17 protein-coding genes are annotated in these 20562 nt (G+C 66.0%); 11 read left to right on the top strand and 6 right to left on the bottom strand.

What is annotated here, in order from left to right; genetic code table 11:
* Positions 1-214: 214 nt before the first annotated feature.
* The gene (locus EL493_RS17355; RefSeq protein WP_022566637.1) at positions 215-3604 is read left to right on the top strand and encodes a WD40 repeat domain-containing protein; all 3390 of its coding nucleotides are present in this window, start codon (positions 215-217) and stop codon (positions 3602-3604) included.
* Here EL493_RS17355 and EL493_RS17350 read toward each other — a convergent pair whose 3' ends face one another.
* Entirely contained in the window at positions 3605-4606 is a 1002-nt protein-coding gene (locus tag EL493_RS17350) for an alpha/beta hydrolase (protein WP_126405751.1), read from the bottom strand. It lies immediately after the preceding gene.
* Positions 4607-4761: 155 nt separating this feature from the next.
* The gene (locus EL493_RS17345) at positions 4762-5559 is read right to left on the bottom strand and encodes an esterase/lipase family protein (RefSeq protein WP_126405749.1); all 798 of its coding nucleotides are present in this window, start codon (positions 5557-5559) and stop codon (positions 4762-4764) included.
* 182 nt (positions 5560-5741) lie between these two features.
* On the opposite strand from EL493_RS17345, the gene EL493_RS17340 reads away from it, so the two are divergent.
* The 5 genes from EL493_RS17340 to EL493_RS17320 all read left to right on the top strand — a co-directional run bounded on the left by EL493_RS17340 (position 5742) and on the right by EL493_RS17320 (position 13205).
* Positions 5742-6503 carry a sigma-70 RNA polymerase sigma factor region 4 domain-containing protein gene (locus EL493_RS17340; protein ID WP_022566638.1) on the top strand — a complete coding sequence of 254 codons (762 nt, stop codon included), beginning with the start codon at positions 5742-5744 and terminating at the stop codon, positions 6501-6503.
* Complete coding sequence (locus EL493_RS17335) at positions 6496-7071, top strand: hypothetical protein (protein ID WP_155982484.1); 576 nt, start codon at positions 6496-6498, stop codon at positions 7069-7071. The genes EL493_RS17340 and EL493_RS17335 overlap by 8 nt, the downstream gene beginning before the upstream one ends.
* 8 nt (positions 7072-7079) lie before the next feature.
* Positions 7080-11246: a WD40 repeat domain-containing protein gene (locus EL493_RS17330; protein WP_022566639.1), complete on the top strand. Its 4167-nt coding sequence runs from the start codon at positions 7080-7082 to the stop codon at positions 11244-11246.
* A gap of 375 nt (positions 11247-11621) precedes the next feature.
* Positions 11622-11933, top strand: coding sequence for a hypothetical protein (locus EL493_RS17325; protein WP_019049066.1), 312 nt, complete (start codon positions 11622-11624; stop codon positions 11931-11933).
* Positions 11934-12257: 324 nt separating this feature from the next.
* Positions 12258-13205, top strand: coding sequence for a hypothetical protein (locus EL493_RS17320; RefSeq protein WP_126405747.1), 948 nt, complete (start codon positions 12258-12260; stop codon positions 13203-13205).
* A gap of 82 nt (positions 13206-13287) precedes the next feature.
* On the opposite strand, the gene EL493_RS17315 is transcribed toward EL493_RS17320, so the two are convergent.
* From EL493_RS17315 to EL493_RS17305, 3 genes are all read right to left on the bottom strand, one after another.
* Positions 13288-13695 (bottom strand): peptidase inhibitor family I36 protein, encoded by a 408-nt coding sequence (locus tag EL493_RS17315; RefSeq protein ID WP_126405745.1) that lies wholly within the window; start codon positions 13693-13695, stop codon positions 13288-13290.
* A gap of 59 nt (positions 13696-13754) precedes the next feature.
* Positions 13755-14030, bottom strand: a complete 276-nt coding sequence (locus tag EL493_RS17310) for a hypothetical protein (RefSeq protein ID WP_022566642.1) — start codon at positions 14028-14030, stop codon at positions 13755-13757.
* Between the two features lie 91 nt (positions 14031-14121).
* Positions 14122-14805 carry a hypothetical protein gene (locus tag EL493_RS17305; RefSeq protein ID WP_019049063.1) on the bottom strand — a complete coding sequence of 228 codons (684 nt, stop codon included), beginning with the start codon at positions 14803-14805 and terminating at the stop codon, positions 14122-14124.
* Positions 14806-14932: 127 nt separating this feature from the next.
* On the opposite strand from EL493_RS17305, the gene EL493_RS17300 reads away from it, so the two are divergent.
* The 5 genes from EL493_RS17300 to EL493_RS17280 are packed head-to-tail and all read left to right on the top strand — an operon-like array spanning position 14933 to position 19189.
* Positions 14933-15334, top strand: coding sequence for a hypothetical protein (locus EL493_RS17300; RefSeq protein ID WP_019049062.1), 402 nt, complete (start codon positions 14933-14935; stop codon positions 15332-15334).
* Positions 15334-16578 (top strand): hypothetical protein, encoded by a 1245-nt coding sequence (locus tag EL493_RS17295; RefSeq protein WP_019049061.1) that lies wholly within the window; start codon positions 15334-15336, stop codon positions 16576-16578. Before EL493_RS17300 ends, EL493_RS17295 begins: the two co-directional genes overlap by 1 nt.
* Complete coding sequence (locus EL493_RS17290; RefSeq protein ID WP_022566643.1) at positions 16575-17297, top strand: ESX secretion-associated protein EspG; 723 nt, start codon at positions 16575-16577, stop codon at positions 17295-17297. The genes EL493_RS17295 and EL493_RS17290 overlap by 4 nt, the downstream gene beginning before the upstream one ends.
* A 43-nt stretch (positions 17298-17340) precedes the next feature.
* The gene (locus EL493_RS17285) at positions 17341-18441 is read left to right on the top strand and encodes a hypothetical protein (RefSeq protein ID WP_022566644.1); all 1101 of its coding nucleotides are present in this window, start codon (positions 17341-17343) and stop codon (positions 18439-18441) included.
* Between the two features lie 52 nt (positions 18442-18493).
* On the top strand, positions 18494-19189 hold the full coding sequence (locus tag EL493_RS17280; RefSeq protein WP_126405743.1) for a hypothetical protein: 696 nt from the start codon (positions 18494-18496) through the stop codon (positions 19187-19189).
* Here the strand turns inward: EL493_RS17280 and EL493_RS17275 are convergent, their stop codons facing one another.
* A complete protein-coding gene (locus EL493_RS17275; RefSeq protein ID WP_022566646.1) occupies positions 19190-20518 on the bottom strand; it encodes a hypothetical protein in 1329 nt (442 codons plus the stop codon).
* Between the last annotated feature and the right edge of the window lie 44 nt (positions 20519-20562).

Below are 20562 nucleotides of genomic sequence, written 5' to 3'. Positions count from 1 at the left end.
TGCGTGACGAGATGAGCCTGGCACCTATGACCGGACCACCGACCGACGATCGCCATCAGGACCCACCGGTGTGCGGCGTCTCGGCGTAACGCCATCCGCCGTCACCACGTAGCATCGGCATCCGCTGCACATCGACGTGACGTGCCCTCCGAATCTGATTCGTGCTCAGGACAATTGTCCGCGAAAGCGTGCAGCGGGATGGGGATGAGGCGACATGACATCAGCCGCGACCGATCGCGCCGACGAATTGCTGCTGAATAGGCTGACCGGTGCGGATCAAATCTGGCTACGCGTGTGCCGCGCCGCGGTGGCCGACGGCCCAGAGGCTACGCGTGCCCTGCTTGCCGCCCGCCCGGAGACCACCGTGCTTGCCCGTAGCTCGCTCGCGCGGTGGAAAGGACAGCGCGACGAAGAGGACCTGCTCGCCGAGGAAGCGGAATACCCCGACGCGGAGGGATTGCGAGCGACCGCGGACTTCTCCGCTGCCATCGCTTTTGCCGAACTCGCCGGCGCCTTGACCGGATCACGCCCGGCCGATACCGCGGCGGCGACCTTTCTCGATCACGCCGAGCGGGCGGGCCTCAATTCCGTGGGCACCCAGCTCCTCCCCGCCGGCACCCCGTTGACCAGCGGGTCCGGCCATCTCGGCGCCTTGGTGCTCCACCTGCTCGGTCGAGGTGATCGGACGGCCCGCGGCTTCGCCATTCTTGCCGCCTCGGAACTGGCGGGACAGCGCCCGCCGACGCTGCGCACCGCCGAGACCAACGTGCTCTTCGTCGATGCCTATGGAAGCGGCCGAGTCGGCCTGCTGCGACTCATCGAAGTTGCGGGCGGCCCGAGCGGTCTGCATCCGGATCCGGCGCGCATGGGTTTTCTGCAGGCGGACTCCGCGTTCACGGCCAGTCTCGCCGATGCCTGGCAGGTGAGCACGCTGGCTACCACCGACGCGTGCGTGCTGTGGTCGGTGACTACAGAACTCGGCGCACCCGCCAATGACATCAACGGCGAGTCGCTCGGCGCGGCAATCGCTGTCGCGCTGGACGATCTAGCGCCCCGCCTGCGATGGGCGCGCCGGCTCCGGCCGCGCCGCCTCGACCCGGCCTGCGCGGTCACGGCAGGCCTGAACGACCACACCCTCACGAAAGTCGGCGGATACGCGGGGAAGCTGAAAGCGGCGGACCAGCATTCTCTCCGGGTCGTCGTCGCGGCGGCCGGCGTGACGGACGCGACCAGTGCCGCACCGCCGCGCTTGCTCGACCGAATCGACTCGGCGGACACGGTCGAGGAAGCGATCGCCCGCACCCGCACGCGCCCCAACCTCGCGCTGTGGTCGTCGATCGCGGCCATCGTCGCGGTCCTCGTCCTGATGACCGGTGGCCTCACCGCCGTAGTACAGCAACGGATCGAGAACTCCGTGGTCCGTGCCGAACTGAGCTCCCGACTGTATGCCAACACCGCTCGTCAACACATGGTCACCGACCCGGCGCTTGCTCAGCAACTGGCGCTGGCGGCGTATCGCACCCGCCCGACAGCCGAGGCGCGCGCAGCGCTCATCGACAGCAGCGCCGCGAATGCGCCGCTGCGGGTGACAACAAGGTTCGGATTGGATCGGAGACTGGATTTCATCACCGACGCGCCGCGGCTGGCGACGACACATCACGGCGACCTCATCGCGATCGGCGAAGTCGACGGCACGATCGAGCTCGCCGGGGTCACCGATGCCGGCCTGACCCGGTGGCCGCGATTCGATACCGGAAGCGGAGCAGTGACCGGGCTGGCACTCAGCAGTGATCAGCGCCTGCTCGCGGTCGCGGGTGCGACGCGTACGACGATCTGGAATATCGCCGATCGCGGATCACCACGCCACGCTGCCACACTCGATCTGAGTGGCGGGCGTTCGTGGTCTGCGGCGTTCAGCCCGGACGGACGCTATGTCGCGGTGAGCGGCCAGCAGATGCCGGATCCGGCCGACCTCACCGCACAGTCCCATGCCACGCTGGCCGTGTGGGATCTCGCCGCTGGACTGCAACAGCCGATGCAGGTATTGCACCGCGCCTTTGCGGGTGCCACGCAAATCAGTGTCACGCTCACAAACCAGATGCTCGCGGCAGCGGTACCGACCTTCTCCATGAACACCTTTCACTGGTCATCAGAGTTGATTGCATGGCGGACAATGGATTTTCCCAGCGGAGAGCCGTTCCACACCGAACTGATCAGCGGCGGGGAGGACCGTGAGGCCCGGTCGGCCGAATTCAGTGCCGACGGCTCGACACTGACGGTCGGCATGAACCCAGGCCACGTGCTGCGTTGGGATTTCACGAATCCGGCAGCGCCAACGCCGCTACCCGGACTCACCGATGTCGAGAACCAGTACTTCGATGTGGCATCCAGCCCGGACGGTGCGGACGTCGTTGTGGTCGGGGGTGATTCGACAGTTCGCCTACTCGACGTCCACGAGCGCGAAACGGCGGCCACCTTCCCCGCCGAATGGGTTGTCCGAGCACGATTCCTGCGATCGGGACGCTCGGTCGTCACGAGTAGCATCGACCATGGAATCCACGTATTCGAGGTCTCCGGAGCGCCTCTGCGCACGGGAACACTCACTCTCTTCCGACTCCCTCAGGATCGCATCGACGCTCCGGCATCCACGCAGCCCGACGCGTTGTTTCCCGCACTGCGAACCATCGCACGCCGCCCCGTCGATCCTTTCGCGGACAGCCGACACGGTGACCCGCCTGGACTGCTGGGCAGGGTCGCTATTTCCCCGGATGGCCGACGGGCTGTGGAGATCAACGAACGTGACCTGGTGGTGTGGGACATCACCGGTCCCCGAGCCCCCAGAAAGCTGGGCGAGCTCGATGCCACCGATGTAGATCAAGACGGTGTGCTCTTCACGCCGGAAGGCACTCTCGCGGTACAGCATTGGCTACAGCAGTCGATCACGTTCTGGGATGTGTCGGGCCCGCCTGTACGAGTGGCTCGCGCATCGGTGGGTGTTCCCCTCGCGGGGTCTCTCGCGTTCAGCGCGGACGGCAGGCAGTTCGCGGTGGGCAGCTATGTGAACGGCCGCGTCGCTGTCTACAACAGGGGCGACCCGGCGGAGCCCGTCGCCGAGATACAGCTCGACCGCTACGGCGGCTATCTGATGGCGCTCGCGATCGCCGGGAACCGGCTCGCTGTCGGGGGGCTCGGTGGCGTCGAACTGTACGACATCGCCGAACCCGGCCGACCCAGGCGGCTGGATCTCCCCCTCGGGCCCGACACGCTGACGGGAACCGTGGCCTTCGACGCCGCCGGGACGAAGCTCGCCGCGCCGGGTTCACTCGACGTCGTCCGGATCTGGGACCTCAACGACCCCGATCGGCCGCGACTGGACGTCGACCTGCACCGCGGACTGACCCATTGGAAGCGCACCATGATCGCCTTCGCCGATCATGGTGAGGTCCTCGCCGAGTCCGCTGCCGACGGCACCCTCCGGCGGTGGCATATCGATGCCGACGCCATCGCCCGCGATATCTGCGCGAGTGGAACAGCACCGATCACCGAGCAGGAATGGGCGCGGGTGCTGCCGGGCAGGCCGTTCGTTTCGACCTGCCCGGCCTGATCACGACCGAACTCGTTCCACGAAGGCGCTGTAGGCGTTGTTCATCGGTTCGTTGACCACGCAGTGCAGATCGTGTCCGACAACCACTTCCACGTCCACGTGATGCGCGGTGAGATCGCGGGCCAGCTTGGCGTGCAGGGGCGACGGCACCACCGTGTCGAGGGTATTGACCATGAGCAGGATCGGCTCGGTATACCCGCTGGTCGGTACCGCCATATAGCCGTCGAGGATCGTCCGCAGCGGTTCACCGTCGAGCCTGCGCGCGAAGAGTTCGTGTTCGGCGGCTGCCCGCTCGGTCTTGTCGGCGATCGTCATGATGCAGTCGGCCGCGATGTCGTCGAGCAGCGCACGACCGTGCTCGGTCAGGTAGCTGTCCACATCTGCATCGGGGCGAGCCTTCCGCAACCCCGCGAGCAGCGTCGACAAGAAACCCGCCCCCAGCTTCAGGTCCGGCACGATCGGGATGCCCGGTCCGATCAGCGGCAGCAGGTGCTCGACATCGGATTCGGGATCCAGGGCCACCGACCCGCGGTAGTCGAGCTCGGGGACATGGCTTCGATGGTGCCGTCCGACCGCCAGCGCGACCTGCCCACCTTGCGACGTGCCGAGGGTGAACCATCGAGGCGAGAGGTCGGCACGCAAGGTGTGTGCTGCCCGGAGCAGATCCGTCGTCGCGGTGACCTCGGTGTCGATGTTCAGGTAGGGATGCGGCCCGGTGTCGAATCGCCCGAGGCCGAGGAAGTCGGGGGCGATCACCACGAAGCCTTGGGTGAGCAGATATCCGATGGATCCGTCTTCCATCCGTTCGCCCAACTCGGTCACGTACTCGGCGGGATTCGACTGCGGGCTGCAGCCGCTACCCAGGCCGGCGGTGCCGTGCAGATACACCGCAACCGGCCTGCCTCCCGGTGGTGGAGCACCGATCGGCTCGTACATGACGCCGCTGGCCGGTTGCGGCGAGCCGTCCGTCCCGGTCGTCCAGTATTCGACGATGCTGCTCACGGCCGCACCGTGAAATCCGGCGGCCTGTGGTAGCACCGCGATCACGGCACCCGGTGCCGCCGACGCCCGCGCCGGAGTCACGGTCACGGGCGCGACCACGGCCAGCATGAGCGCGCACAGGGCGGCTGCGCGCTGCCTGACACTTCGATGAAGGGTCATCCGAGACAACCCTCGAGCCACGACACGGTCTCCGCGCGCAGCACCATGTCGTTGTGATCGGACTCGACTCCGGGAAAGACGTCTTCGAAGACCTGATTTGTGACGCCCGGCTCGTCGATGAATTGCGCCGTCTCGATTGGCGTGTTCCACACCTCGCCGCGACTGGCCAGCACGCAGTACCGCACCCCTGGTTGGGTGAGCCCGCCCCGGTGCAGATCCTCGAGCACGTCCGAGCCGACGACGACATCGCGCAGCGAGGGAATGGGCGCGGTCACTCCCGCCACGACGACTCGGCTGCCCGGCAGCTCGCGATCCAGTCCGCTGACCCCACCGGGCACCAGTTCGCCGAGCTCGGTTCCCTTGCTCACCGGTGCGATCAACGCGACGTGCGCCAGCTGCCGGGCGCCGCCGAGAAACTTGGCGTAGTAGTGGGTCACCAACGCACCGAGCGAATGGGCCACGATGTCGACTCGGTCGCTGCCGGTTGTGGCCCTGATCCGGTCCAGCACAGGCGCGATCTCCCGCGCGGAGTCAGCCACCGACCGCACCCCGTTCACATCCGCGACCACCCCGTACGGCACGTAATAGGCACATCGACCGGCGCCGGCCAGCGCCGCCCGCAGCGGTTCGAACGCCTGCGCACCGCCGGACAGGCCGCCACCGGCCAGAATCACCACCGGCACGGAACTGCGGACACAGCCCTGATCACCGGGTTCCGCAACCGCCGACCCGGGTATCGCCCCGCCGATCAGCACGCCGACAGCGACCGCTGTCCCCCACCACCGTCCACCCATGGCCGCGCGGTTCCTCTCCCTCGAACACACTGTGCCGAAATCGTATTCACCCTACGCCGCCCGCGCAGGCGCGCTGGTCCGCGAACCGGATTCGCGTGATTCCGCATCTGTGAGTTGGAGTCGGCGAATCTCCGCGAAAGACGGCGCGCCCGACTCGAATACCCTGCACGATAGGAGATTCGATGGCCATGGAGCGGCCGCCCGGTGACGGCACCCCCACCGATGATCACCCGTTCGCCAAATGGCAGCGCCGACCGATGATGGAGGTACCGGAGCCGGACCAACCCGCGGTGCGGGAGTGGATCTTCCGTCCGACGTCGAAGGATCGAATGCAGGCGGATCGGGCGTCGCGGCACTGGTTCTACAGGTCCATGCTCCACCATGCGACCGACCAGGCCGCGAAGTCGCTCCGTGACCTCGGGCGCAGTCTGCGACTGCTCGATGCCGGCGACATCTCGCACGAGGTGATGGCCCGGATCGAACAGCGACTGCCAAACCGGATGCGCGCGGACGGCGCGTGGCGGGCATACCTCGGCGTCGCCACTCGTCAGCGGGTGTTCGAGGAACTGCGGAAGGTCGACGGGCCGCCTTCGGTGAACAAATCCGAGGAGCAGCGGCGAAAGCCGAGGACGACCTACCTGCCCGAGAGCGCCGAACACCTGTACGGCGAGCACACGGACACCGCACAGCAGGACTGGATTCCGCTGCGCGACCAGCTGCGCCGCGAGGTTCCACCGCGGTTGCGCGATGCCAGAGACCGCGCGGTGTTCGACGCGTGGATGCCGATTCCGGACTACGTCTGGGATATGGACAGTCATCGATCCCGACGCGAGATCGCCGAGCTGGTCGGGCTCGACGAGTCGATGGTGCAGCGAATTCAGGAGTACATCAAGACGATCATGAGAGACGTACTGAGGAGATGGCTGGGTGACGACGATGACTGACAACGCACAACAGGGCAGGCAGCGAGAACTGTTCGAAATCCTGCTCGCCGTCCTCCACGAGGAGGATCCGCCGGACTCCCGGACCCCGATCACCACAGCTTCGTCGCAGTTGTTCGCGGCGAGCGGGAGCGAACCCCGTCGACATGGCGTCGAGGTGGTGCACCCGGAGTCCGGGGTGCGTTTCCGGCTCGAGGCAGGTCAGGACGGGGTCACGACGTTGACGGTGACACCGCAGGACCAACGATCGGCCGCCACCGGTGATCTCGTCTGCTACGTACCAGCCGATGCCGTCCCCTGGTTGGTGGTGCTCTACAACGACGGGCAAATAGTGACGGCCCAGCTCGCCGTGCGCGGTCTCCCGGTCGACCCGGCGGGCTCGACCTCGCGACGGTTGGCGCTGGGTGATCTGACACCGGCGGATCTGGATCTGGTTCCCCGTTCGGTGGCGGCCGCCGGCCCCGGGCTCAACGCGTGGCGGAATCTGGCGCTTATGTTGCCGCCGGACAGCCCGCTACGGGCCGCGATTGTCACCGGCCTGACCCAGAATGACAGCGAGGGCCAGCACTGAACCCCCCGTTGCCCGACAATTTGGCCGATCCCGACCCGATCGGCGACGACCGGACGCGGCTCACCAGCCTCACCGGCGCCGATCAGCAGTGGCTGAAGGAGTGCAAGTCCGCCGTCGACGCTGGGGCCGCGGCTACCAGCCGGCTCCTCGAGCCGGGGGGCGCCGACCATCGAATCCTGCGCTATCGCTCGGGGACGACCTGGCTGCGTCGCCTGCCCGATGTGCTGACCATCGACGACGGTCCGGATTTCTCCGCAGCGCTGGCGCTGTCGGACCTCGCCCGCGCCTTGACCGGAGCATCCGGGGTCGAGCAGGCGACAACGACCTTCCTGCACCACGCGGACCGCGCGGGACTGCGTTCCACCGGCATCCAGTCGATCGGCCACCACCTGCTCACCAGCACGGGATCCGGCGCGGTGGTTCATCGGCTGGGCGCGGTGATCCAGTACCTCAACGCGACGGAGGAAGAGTCCGCGACCGGCTACACGGTGCTCACGGCGCTGGAGCTCGCGTCCCGTCGCCCACGCACCGTCCGGACCACCGCCGTACCGGTGCTGCTGTTGCGCGGCAGCGACGGCGCGGCAGCAGCGGTCGGCACCCTGACATTCACGGTGCTGCGCGCGGGCCCGAGCGGGCTCCACCCCGATCCGGCGGTCATGAGCTTCGCGCAGATCGCCGACGAATTCCTCGCGGGCCTCCAGAAGGCCTGGGGGACTACCGCTCTCGCTGCCCGCGGGTCGTGCGTGGTCTGGTCGGTCGCTACGAAGGCCGGACCGGCCAACAAACTGGTCGGCGATTCCGCCTCGGCCGCCGCCGCCGTGGCCCTCGACGATCTCGATCCGCGGCGCCGATGGCTACGTACCATGCACCTGAGCAGATTGCGCTGGCACACCCTCGACCGCCGGTGCGCCGTCACAGCGGGACTCGACGGCACACAGCTCACGAAGGTTGGCGGCTACCAGCAGAAGATCGACGCCGCGGCGGCACATCGCCCCGAGCTGCGGGTTGTGGTCGCCGCCGAGTATCGCGACGACATCGCCGGGACCGCGCCGCACGGATTCGGCGACCGCATCACCGGCGCGTCCGACCTCGCCGCGGCGATCGCGCAGACACGCTCGAAGATCAATCCGCTCGCGGTCGGCGTGCTATTGATGGTCGTTCTCCTCGTCGTGAATGTCGCGGCGCTGGCCACGATGCAGATTCGCGGGGACCGGACGCGACTCGAACAGGACACCGCCGACCGACTCACCTCCGATGTCCGCCAGATCCTGCGCGGCGTACAGGCCGGTGGCGTCGAACGCGCGATCCAACTCATGCTCGCCGCCGAAGCGATCCGACCCGGCCAGGATCCCGGCGCGCTGTCGGACACGCTCGTTGGCCTGCGCGGCGTGGTCACCGCCGAGCCAACCAGGATCAGAGCCGTCGCAGCGACGCGGGAAGGCAGCCACGTGGCGTTCGCCACCGAGACCGGAATTCGTTTCCGGGACATGCGATCCGGAGCCGCTCGCTGGATCGGCTTCGATGGACGACCGCCTGCCGACGCCCTCGATCTCGACAGCACCGGCGCTGTCGCGGCTACCGCCCACCTCGATGGCGCCGTGCGGCTGTGGAACACCGCCGATGGCACCCTCGCCAGGGAACTGCGCACCGGGCCCGCGCGCAGTGTGGCGCTCGAAGACAACGGGCGGCGCGCGGTGGTGGGTGGCGCCGACGGCTCAGTCACCGTGTGGAGCGTCGCCGACGGGTCGGCCGCGGCGCCGCCGGTGACACCTCATGTCGGAGTCGTGAGCGCTGTCGAATTCGAGCCGGACGGACACCGAGTGGTCTCGGCTGGCCATGACGGCGCGGTGTGGCGCACCCAGATCGACAGCGCCACGCCGGTTCTGCTCGCACCCGCCGGCCCGAAGAAGGTCGACAGTCTGGCCGTGAGCGCCGACGGCAGGCACATCGCCATCGGCAGCGAGGCCGACTTCGTGCTCCTTTGGGACGTCAGCCGAGCTGTCCCCGAAGGCCGTATGCTCCTAGGCCACGACGGTCCGGTGCTCACCGTGCAGTTCGATGCCGCGACCGCGAGCGTGGTGTCGGGTGGGTGGGACGCGACGATCCGGCGCTGGGACATCGAGAGCGGCAGCGCGCTCGGGAACCCCCTGGTCGGTCACGGTGGTGCCGTTCACGGCCTCGCGATGGCGGCGGGGCGGGTGCTGACCGGCGGTGAGGACGGCACGCTGCGGCAGTGGGACCTCGGCGCGCAGGCACCCTCGGGTACCGAAATGCAGCCTGTGGACCGGGCTTTTCGCGGCATCGCATTCAGCCACGACGGGTCGCTCGCGGCAGCGGGCGGGTGGGACGGCCGCGTCGCGCTGTGGCGGATGTCGGACCGGTTGCCGATCGGCCCGCGTACCTCGGTCACCCACGTCGGCCCGACCACTGCCGTGGTCTTCGACAAGTCCGACGCCGTGATCGTCTCTGGTGGGACCGACGGTGACATCCGGCTCTGGGACAGCCCCACCGGCGACTCGCTGGGCGTACTCGTCGCCACCGAGAATGCCGTACGCGCCCTCGCGATCGACGCCGCCAACAGCACGGTCGCCTCCGCACACGACGATGGCACCGTCCGGCTCACCGATCTCGCCACGCGCACCGTGCGGCACACTGTCACCGCACATCGATCCGCGGTCACCGCACTGGCTTTCGACGCCACGGGCACTCGACTCGTGTCCGGGTCGGCCGACGGCACCATCCGGCGGTGGGATGCCGTGACCGGCGTCGCCGCCGGACCGGAGATCCATGCCGACTTCGCCACCGACCCCGAGGTATTCGCGGTCGTCGTCCACCCGGACGGCACCGTCTTCACCGGCGGCCGGGACGGCCGGATCAGGCTGTGGCGAAACGCCGAGGCTGCCGGGGAATGGACCGGCCACGCCGGACCGGTGTTCGGCCTGGCGCTCACCAATGATCACAGCGAGCTGGTCTCCGGTGGCCGGGATTCGACAGTCCGCCTGTGGCGGATCGCCACCGGCGCGCAGAACGGCGACTCGTTCACCGATTTCGGTCGCCGCTGGAACGAGCTGCTCTATCCGGTCAACAATGTGGCTGTACATCCGGACGGCCGGATCGCAGCCGCCCGGGATGCCCACGTGAACCTGGGGTATCCCAAGGACCGGTTCTGGTCAGGCGGTTTGGATGTCTCGACCAGGTCGTGGGACGTGACCTTCGACCGCACGGGCACCCGCCTGCTGTCGAGCGCGCACTACGGCACGATACATGTCTACGATGTCGCCACCCGAAAGCTGCTGCACGACAAGCGCGGTCATACCGGAATCGTATTCGGCACCGCGACCAGCGACGATGGCAGGTTGCTCGCGTCCACCGGCGCCGACGGAACGGTCAGGATCTGGTCGGCCGGTGACGATCCGAATCCACTGCGCACCATCGAGGTTCCCGCACGGCCGGCCATGACGGATCCCACCTTCGATCGCACGGGGTCGACAGTGCTGGCCGTCGGCATCGACGGACACCTCCGCGCCTGGGACGTGTCGAGCGGGAACCCACTGTTCGACATCGCAGTCTCGGATCAGCCGGTGACGCAGCTGGTCGTGAGCCCCGATCGCGAAATCGTCGTGAGCGCGGGCAAAGACGGCGTCGTGCGAATCCACGAAACCCGATCCGGCCGCACGATCGGCACCTTCCCACCGGTCGGCACCGTGATCAACACGGTGAACTTCGCCAACAGCGGCAAGCTCCTCGCCGTCGCGGGCGCTGACCACCGCGTGCGCATCCTCGATGTCGCCACACGCAAGCAGATCCGGGTGTCCGAGGACGGCCACCGCAACGAGATCACCGATGTCGCGTTCAGCGCCGACGACCAGCTGGTGATCACCGGCGGACATGACGGCGAGGTCCGCCTCTGGAACGCCGCCGATCTCCGCCAGGTCGGGCCGCCCTTACCCGGCGGTGGCGCCAGGGCCGCGCAGACGCTCGCCGTGGACAAGGACGGAACGCACGTGGCGGTCGGCTACGACGAAGGCGGCATCCGTCTGTGGCCGCTGCCGGCCGCCTGGGCCGCCACCGCGTGTGCCTTGGTCACCCGAAGCATGACCAGGGCGCAGTGGCGCGAATTCGTCTCGCCCGCGATCGAATACCGCCCCACGTGCCCCGGCAAGCCGACCGAATAGCCACCGCAGCGCCGTGGTCGTCTCGACCCCGCAGACAAGACGACCACGGCGATCCTTGCTACTTACCCAGCGACTGAATGATGTAGATCAGGTTGGCCAGCGCCGCCGTCCCGTTGGCGACGATCGACGACCCCAGGTTCAGCAGATCGAGGCCGAGAAAAAGTCCGTACATGATTCTCCCTAGTTGTCCACCGCGCTGATCCGCGGCACCGTACCGACATCTACGTAGATGCCTTCGCCCCGAACAATGGTTCACTCCAACGCATTCGCGCGGACTGCCACCGGGCGAACCGCGATTCGACGCCAGCGCATCTGTGGGTAGGCAGGACACACCGGCGGCGTCGACGACGCCGCCGCGGAGACGAGGAGTCGAATTTGATCACCTTGACAGGGGTTAAGCGATCGGCCGCGATCCTGGCTATGACCGGAGCGCTCGCGGGTATCGCGGCCGGGCCTGCGGCCGCTACCGAGGTCCATATCTGGTTCGGGCCATTCCAAACACAATTGGAGTGCGAGGCCGAACTCGAGGACCGGATCGCGATCATGGATGCCGATCCGGCCCAACGGGGCAACATCGCGCGGTTGAGCGCCTGTTCACACAACTCCGGAACTGAGAAGCCCTCACTCGGCGGCAAAGCACCCGCTAAGGGTCCCGGGTACTACTTCTATTTCTACGCGGGCAGCTGAGCGGGTTCCGTTCGTGGCGAGCTCATGATTGGTTCCTCGGCCAGATCACGACGATCGGGCCGACGAACCAATCGGGTCGGCAACGGCATCTCAGCGAACATGGACTTCCTTCGCCACGCACCCCGCCAACGCACGAGCAGCAAGACTCGTGCGAGTCGGCGGCGCATGACAGTCGTGCTACTCGCCGTCACGATAGCGGCCACCGCTTGCCTGCCGGCGGATGGATCCGCAACGTCGCAGCAGTCACCGATCTCTGTGGACCCAGCCGTTTTCACCGGCAAGGACCCCTGCGAAGGACGCAACGGCCCAGGCCGGATGTGCCGGGTGGTCGCGGTCGCCCCGATCAGCGGCAAGGACGCGGTCAACCCCATCGCAATCGCGCTCTCGGCCACGCCCTCCTATGAGTTGCTGGTCGGCTTGCCCGACACCGTCGCACGGTACGTGAGCACCCTCGAGGGCTACTACGACAGCGGTGACGGTCTCGGTCCGCACGGCTCCTTCACCGAAAAGCAGGAAATGGGACTCGTCGCGGCAACCGATATCACCGGTGACGGGGTGCCCGAGTTGATCTTCTGGGTCGGCGGAAGCGGGCGCAACAGCCGCTTTCGAGTCCTGCGGATGCTCGATGGTGGGATGCAGGTCATCGATTCCCCGATCGGCGCGGATATGTACTCGAATGCCGATACCTGGGCCACGTGGGGCAGCGATAGCGACAACTACGGAATCTTTCGGTGCTCCCCGGGCAAGGCCGTCATCACGCGACTGGCGGCCGATAAATCGTCACCAGGTCGACTCGAGGGCTCGGAAGTCGACTTCCACTTCGTCGACAACCACACCTGGCGACCCGGCGAAGCACGTAGCAACCAGCCTGTCCCGAGCATAGTGCCCGAATCGCAGGTCGCCTTCGACTGCCCGCACACCGAACGCCGGCTACCCGCGAGCGCTTCCGACAAGACCGCACCGGACCAGGAATTCACCTCCGAATCCGCGGTGCCGGATCAACCGTGCACGAGCCTGGCGCTGCCAGACGGCAGGGCGACCGAGATCCGCGCGATGACCGGCCCGATCACTTGTGTGCGGGCGGCGCAGGTATACGCCGACTACCGGAACCGCCCACCGGCGACCGAAGGCAACACGAATGCGATCGCCACGCCGGAGTGGATCTGCTCGACGCCCACCGCAGGGACGACCACCGAGACGGGCCGCGTCGCCACCTGCGCCGACGGCATCGACCACAAGACCTGGACTTTCGAGGTACATCTCGTCAGCTGACAAGAGACCGATCGCAGGTCTGAGCGAGATCGGTCTCTCGGCACCGGGGATACCGCCGTCGTTCCCCCGGGTGACCCCCGGGTCAGCCTAGATCTACCCACTGGGCGGCGACCATCGAACGCACCGGCACCTCGGTATCCGGCGTGTAGCCCTCCGGTTCGAGCCAGCGGCCCGGTTCACGGCAGCCGGAATCGGTGTAGAACCATATCTGAACGTCGGTCCTGTTCCAGATGGACGAGTGGGCTTTGGGGAGGCTGATACAGGTGTCACCCGGTGCAGCTAGAACTGACCAGTCTCCCTGATAGTTCGAGCCCGCCCAGAAGCAGACGGAGCCTTCGTCACAATAGAGTTCGGCATTCGCCGGTCCAGCACCGAGCCAATTCAGCACGAGGAGTGGTACCGCGAAAAGGCCTGCCAGCAGCCGATGAATCCGAAAACGATGATGACCCTGCATGACGATTGTCCCTCCGTCTGTGTCGACTACGCTCACGGATCCAGAGATGCGATGCAGAGACCGGCCGGTTCACCCAGAGCTGGGCGGCCCCAGGTTCACTCGGCTTCCTCGACATGGTGCCGCAGGCAGGCGTCGTCGAGGACTACGCCTGTGAGTGCGGCGATGATCAGCACTGTGATGGCCTTCCCGCGGGCGAGCCGCGAGGCGACGGCGTCGGCCACCGGGCCGACGATCTCGCACACCTGATCGGCGACGTCGTCACCAACGCTGTCCTCCGCACACGCGGGCACGACGAAACACATCGCCGCGACAACCGCGACACCGATTACCCTGCGTACCCTGCCATTCGGGGTCCAGCCCGTCCTGTTCATGTACCCTCGCCACCTTGAATAGGCCAATATCCGACACCTGCTCAGACGCACACGACGCGACGCGGGGTTCACCGACCGCGGCGCAGCCGCCTCACTTCTCGCTGCACAGCCGCACGCAGATCGCCACGATCACCGGCGCGACGAGAAAGCCGCCCACAAACACCACGCCACTGGCCACTGCCCACGACGGACCGTCGTCATTTCGGTGGACCACCGTCAGCAGCGCCGCCGGGAGGCCAGGCAACGCACCGCCGCCGAGCGCACTGGACAACGCCTCACTGATCGCGCCGTCAAGCAACTTCTTCACGACTTCCACACACACCGAGACCACATAGCCGACGAGGACTACTGCGCCGACCGACACCCCCAACCACGAGGTGGGCCGCGCCGGTTCGTCCACCAGGAACAGACCGGTGAAGATGTACTGGTACAGGTTCCCCCACACCACCGTGCACACAATCCAGGTCATCGGAACCACCATCAATATCGCGGCGATGCCGATTCGTATTCCGGTGCCCAACAGGTCATCTCGCTCGGAAAGTAGACGCAGACCGTGCCGGGATGCCCGGAAGACCCCGAGGATCGTCGCCACCCAGCTGAGCAGCCCCGCGAGGAACACCACCCATGGCTGATCGCTGAAGAGTTGCTGGAGCAGGCTCCAGACATCGGGTGCAGTCGAGTCGAACACGTCAATGTTGATGCCGGTTCGGCGGATCCAGGTTCGGCGCCCTTGCTCGGGCAGCGATGCCGCCGCCGGGATCGCACCCCCGGCCATCCGCGAACCGATGACTCGCCCGGCCGCATCTGACAGATGTGCCCCTTTCCACCACACACCGTCGGCCCGGCCGCACCGACTTTCCCGCATACCACGCGGACACCACACCGGCCGCGGGAGACTGCCCGTGACCGACCCACTCGACCAGCAGATCCGCGAATGGCAGACGGCCGAGCAGCAGGCGGCCGATGGTGAATTGCGGATGGATGAAGGCATCGGCGAGGCGCTGCGGGCAGCATGTGAGGCGTATCGCGACCGGCTGGTCCAGCTCCAGCACGACGCGCTCGGCCTGCAGACGCTGTCCGGCTACGGCGGCATCCCTTCCGCGCAGATCCTGCGCGCCAAGTTCCAGAACAAGGCCGTGCACGGGGATTCGGACGACAGCACCGATTCCGCGTTCACCCGTCTCGGGCAACACATCGAGATCGCGACACTCATGCGCGACACCTACGCCGCGACGATCGGCAAGGTCGGCACGGTCGACCAGCAGAACGCGGCGGAACTGGGTGCGAAGGGCGGTCAGCTCTGATGGTCGCCGCACATTCGGACGCGTTGGCCGCCCTCGGTTCACTGGCCGAAACCGGCCAGATGCGAACCAGCGACGGTGCGCACAAGTCGGAACCTCGCGAAGCCGCCGTATTCCGGGAACGTTCCGACCTGACCACCCGCTATCAGGATCGTTACGCCGCAACCAAGATCATCCAACACGAGAACTTCGCTCAGTGGACCCACGAACAGATCTGGAATGCTCTGCACGGCGCCAGTTCGCAGGTCGACGTCGCGGCGATAAACACCGGCGCCGACGGCTGGCGCCGGCTGGATGAGGGTGGCCGCGGCAGCGCCCACGGTGGCATGCGGGAGGCGGTGGAGACCTTCCGTGCCGACGTGGAGAAAGCCATCGCCACCCATTGGCAGGGGCGCGCGGCCACCGCGGCGATGGTGAGCACCCGCGCCTACGTCGTCGAGGCCGAGAAGCTCTCGCTCACCTTCGAGTTGATGGCGAACTGCATCGATACCCTGGAAGACGCGCTCAGCAAGGCGGCGAGGTCGATCCAGCCGCCACTGGACGTCTCCGGCTTCGATCAGGCGAACGTCGCGATTCCCCGCACCGGCGCGATCAAGGAGTCCAAGCACAGCGCCGACGAGGCCGAAGCCGAGGCCCAATGGCTGATGAGCACGATCTATCAACCCGCCGCGAGGGAGGTCGACGAGCGAACACCGCGACTCGCGCAAGCGGTGAACACCTTTCACGGGGGAAAGACGCCCGAACCCGCACAGCCGCCGAAGAACCCCTCCACACGCAAGTCGACCGGCGAACCCGCCGAAAACAGCACCCAGCCAGTGGATTACCAGCAGTCGGCCACCCGAGTCGGCTCACCGGAGGAAACCGACCCCGCTGGTACGCGAACCACACCATCGAGCACCGCACCCACCACTGCCGATCCCTCGACAACACCCGGTTCACCGAACCCGGGAACCGCTCCGGGCACCGGTGCGCCCACGAGCGGCTCCCCGACCGCAGGTCCACCTATCGCAGGCAAGGCAGTACCTGGTCATGTGGCCAAGCAAGCCGGTGCCCCTGAGCGCACGGCGAACGCAACTGCCGGCCGCAACGGCCTACCAGGGATGGCCGGAATGGGAGCACCGGGCGCACGCGCCAAGGGAGACGACGACGGCGAACACCGGATCCCGGACTACCTCGTCCGCGACCGCACCACCGAACTCCTCGGTGAACAACCTTGGGTCCTGCCCACCGGCGGGGTGATCGAATGACCGGATCACGCTGGCGCATGCAAGGTCTCACCTTCAGTATCGCGCTCGAAGCACTCGGCCGAGACCGCCTGCCGTACCCCCTGAGTCACATCCCCGACCCGACCGAATTCCCCGACCTCGACCGCAGCCGCGCGGCCGCCGCAGAGCGCCTCCGCGCCCGCCTCGACGACCACCTCTACCACGCGCTGACGGTGTTGCTCGAGCCCGAGTACCGGATCGAGGTCTACGGGTTCCACGGACCCGAGCAGACCGCTACCGTCCGGATACACGCGGGAATCTCGGGCGAGCTGGCAACTCTCGCCGCCCAGGCACCTGGTCCGACTCGTCGGTACGGCACCGAGGTGACCATCTCCACCCTTCCCGCGATTCGCGTCGGGCAAGCGATCGTCGCCCTCCTCCCCCGGGTAACCGCAGGCAGCCTCGGTCCGGTCCGCGGACAGCGCAGCGACCTCGACACTCGCGCCGACTGCATAGCGTCCCGAACCCCCGAATCGGCGGAGTTACGACGCTTCTTCCGAAGACCACGCATCGGCACCGGCGAGATCTCGGTAGTGCGTGGAGCCGCCATCGACTCGCGTTACACCGCCGGCCGCGGATTCCTGTGGCTCGACTATCCCGACGATGGACGCTACCTACTCACAGACGTGGGCTCCGATCACATAGTCGCCGTTCCCGGAACCCCCAGGGCGATGATTCGAAGAATTGGCGCGAGTTGGTGAGCGAGACCCCGACCAATACCCCATTCGTGGAAGGAACTAGGAGATGAACAGTATCAACGTCGACACATCATGCCTCTACGGGTTCAGCCTGGATTTGCTGGACATCGCCGCATGTGCGAATACTAATCTCTCCCAACTGAGCCCGCTGATCTCGTTCCCACCGGGCACTTCAGAAATCGGCGGCGGGTTGACTTCTTCATTCGATAGATTTGCCGAGGAATACACCCGGTGCGCGCATAACGACTTCGCTGCGATCGAAGTACTGGGAAACGATCTGTCCACAGTCGCCGCATTGTTTCGATCGAGCGATCGAAACAATGCCACTTATATAGCGGCAGCAGGCGAAATATCCGCCTCGGACGACTCGCCAGGCCTGACACGATACGGCGGACTACAATTTCCCACCCTCAACCAAAATATCGATACTCAATGTTCCATACAGGAGCTTATCGAGTCAACAATTACCACACTGACACCCTACGACAAGGGTTTGGCAACGACTTTAGGCGTCAATCCGACGGTAGAATATCTCACCCCATTCTCAGCTGATTGGGAATTATTGAATGAAGTCGGCTCGAGGATCGAAAGACTCGGTATCAACGACTTCGTCACAGCCCAGAATCTCACGTCGGGCGCCGACTGGTTGCGTTCACAATGGTCGGGAACGGCGGCGACATCCTTCATCGCGAAGCTCCTGGAACTAAGCAATAGTAGTTCAGACCGAAGTATATACATGGAAGCCACATCGAAAATAATCTGCGCGGCCGGAAAATGCCTCGAACAGTTGGCACGAAATCAAGCAGCCGATCTTATCGAAAGAGTGCTGCAGACCATCAAACACGACATATTCGAGTTTCCCCTCGGCGCATGGGCAGGTGATACAGGCGTACCCCTCCCCACTGAACTGGAAGTGCAGATTACCGCAGAAACGGCCGCGCTCCAGCAGTCCGCATCTGGACGCCGCGGCACGCTATTTACACTTGCAGAGGCGATTTCTGAAGCGTTGGACTACTACCCCACACGAACCTCCCCTACCTATAACCCAGCAGAGTTCGATATTCCAACAGTTATCACGGTAGACCCCGGGAACCGGCGGTACGGCATTGCGGAGACTGTCTGGTGGACTGAAAGTATCCACACCTGACATAACCACCGATTCCATCGACCCCGGAACAACGTGTCACCACGGAGAACATATGACTCCTCAAATCCCCGCAATGCCGACGCCACCTCAACCAGACCCGGGCGCTGGCCCACATAATTCACAACCAGCCAATGAGCGCGATGACGACATTGAGTTCTTTGCCGTTGCTCGCGGCATCTACTATGGCGCTCTCGCAATCGGATACAAGAACGCGGCAAGAGGCTTGAACAACTATTTGAAGAACAAAGGGGAGGATCTCTCGATCGACCCAGACGATGTAATGAACAGCGTCCCAGGACTGAGGCGGCATGCTGAGCGGCTGGTCGTCGAGGCGGTGAGCACTTCAGCCCGCGCCAACCCGACCAGCCCGAACCCACCCATCACATTTACTACCGCATGGAGCGGCTACTACATTCTACAAAGCGAGCATTCGGATTGGTTCTACGCAATGGGCGGCATCTCCGTGTGCGCAACAGGAGTGGTAACGATCACCCACACCGGATCGGGAAGCGATCGACCAGAAATACTACTGGACTACCGTATCCACATTTTCGATAGATACAATTGGGACAAGAAGAAGAAGGTGACAATCGCTGGCAAAACGGTCACGGATGAAAAAATGGGCGGCCTGCATACCGCAGGGCTGGCAATGGAGTTCAACCAGTTCGGCTCCTCGACAGTCAAGCATTTCAAAGGCCCACTGCCCGACGAGATCAAGATCGATGGAAGGCCTTCCTGGCCAAGGTGATCACCTCCCATTTCCGCGAGAGATCGCCTCGCAGAACGACAGCCCACCCTGGCCGATGGGGTAGGAACATGACTGCTGTGGCCACCGCCGAGCGAAAATTGTCAGCCCGGAGACAACAAGTGTCGTCAAAACGGCTGACCAGACCGCCCGGACCCGATAGCCGGTCCCGCCCTCGGCGAGCCGGATAGCCTCGTCGACAGTTCGGGCGGCGCTGATGTTTGCTGCGAACCGCGGCGGTGCGGCGCGTACGGCCTCGGCGAAGCCGCTGGCGGCGACGACTACGCGCAGCGAATTCTGCTGAGCTGCACGGAGTTTTCCTGGATAGCCACCGACTCCGCCCAACATCTCACCGCGCAATTCAGCGGCGATCGCGCAGGACGGGTCGAGCCGATACCGGAGGTATCGGCGCCACCGCGTCTGCGGCGCCAGGTAGTGGAGGCAAACGGCGAATGCTGCGCCTAGGGAGCCGCCGGTGATGTCATTGGCGGGCGCACCCCCGTCGAGCGTGACGGACCAGAGCACGCAGGCCGCGGTAGTCGCGAGTTCGCTGCTCGCCCACGCGTCGACGAGCGCGGCATCGAACGCCGCGTCAGCTTGCAGGAAGCTCATGCGAGCGGGGTCGGGATGCAAGCCACTGGGACCGGCATCGACCAGCGTCAGCCGCAGTACTGCCCGGTGGCCTGCGCCGTACATGTCGACCAGCAAGACGTTGGTCTCCTTGGTGCGCAGCGTCTTCGGTCGGCGCCCCGCCAATTCCAGCAGGGTGAGAATCGCAAACGCACGCGCGGAGCCGTCACAGTGCTCGCCGAGGCTACGCACCAAGGAACCGAGGTGGTCTGACCCTGTGTTCCACGTGGCATCGGCGGGCATCGACATGCCACCCGCGGAGTGCAGCCCTGCGCGTTCCGCGTGGGCGAGAAAGCAGGCTGCTGCTGTGCCGATATCGGTCGCGCCGGTCAGTGCACAGGCCAGGTTTCCCAACGCACGCGCCGCCGAGAGATCGGCGGATTCGCGCCTGCCTTGGTCGTCGAGCGAATCCGCTTCCTCGACGAGCAGATCGTCCTCCTGGTCGAAGCACTTCCATCGCGCCAGAGACGCGCGCGCCAGCACCACGGTTTCCTGCCGTGGCGCGAACAGCGCGCGGGCAGCCGCCGCGCCCTCGGCCACAGCGTCGACGCAACAGGCCAACCAGGCCTGTTCGGCGCCCGTCAGCTTGTCGATGACGACGTGGTCCGGGAGCGCGCCCGGTTGGCCGATGACCGGATATTCCACGCCATGAACGGGACCAGCCGACCCCGAACCACCGAGATCGAACTGAGTGCGAAACATGCCCTACTCCTTGCTTCGCGAAGCCGCATAGCCGCCAACTGGAG

Source organism: Nocardia asteroides (assembly GCF_900637185.1).
In the GTDB taxonomy this organism is placed as follows: Bacteria; Actinomycetota; Actinomycetes; order Mycobacteriales; family Mycobacteriaceae; genus Nocardia; species Nocardia asteroides.
This window is presented reverse-complemented; position numbering and strand designations above follow the sequence as displayed.